Annotated in this window: 1 protein-coding gene; it reads right to left on the minus strand. The window is 50.5% G+C overall.

Features of this window, described 5'->3' with window-relative positions; translation table 11 throughout:
- The coding region (locus H9565_RS20430) for an Ig-like domain-containing protein (protein WP_215442151.1) at nucleotides 1-608 on the minus strand (608 nt) is incomplete at both ends.

Here is a 608-nt window from a genome sequence, read left to right on the forward strand (position 1 = left end):
CTTACCGTTCCAGTTACATCTATATTTCCTCCTGCTTCCGTAGCGTTCAATACATTGTCCGCGGTGATATCATCGATTGCCAGTACAGGGACCGGGGCGGTCGTATCTACAGCATATACTTGCGTGTCGGTTGCGGTACCGATGTTTCCATTGGTATCTGTGGTAGTCACACTTCCATCGACAGTCGTATCGCCATCGGCAGCCAGTTCACTACCTGGGATAGAAATACTATATGCACCTGCGCCATCTACGGTTCCCGTATAATCGTTACCGTTTACTGTTAGCGTTACCGTATCTCCGGAGTTGAAGTCGCCACTTACGGTTCCAGTTACATTAACGTTCCCTCCTGCTTCCGTAGCGTTCAATACATTGTCCGCGGTGATATCATCGATAGCCAGTACAGGGACCGGGGGGGTCGTATCTACCGAGTATACTTGGGTATCCGTTGCGGTTCCTACATTACCTGCGGTATCCGTTGTCGTTACACTTCCATCTACCGTCGTATCACCATCGGCGGCCAGTTCACTTCCCGGGATTGCTATACTATATGCGCCTGCGCCATCTACAGTTCCCGTATAATCGGTACCGTTGACCGTTAAGGTTACCGT

The organism is Zobellia russellii (assembly GCF_018728565.1).
Taxonomy (GTDB): domain Bacteria; phylum Bacteroidota; class Bacteroidia; order Flavobacteriales; family Flavobacteriaceae; genus Zobellia; species Zobellia russellii.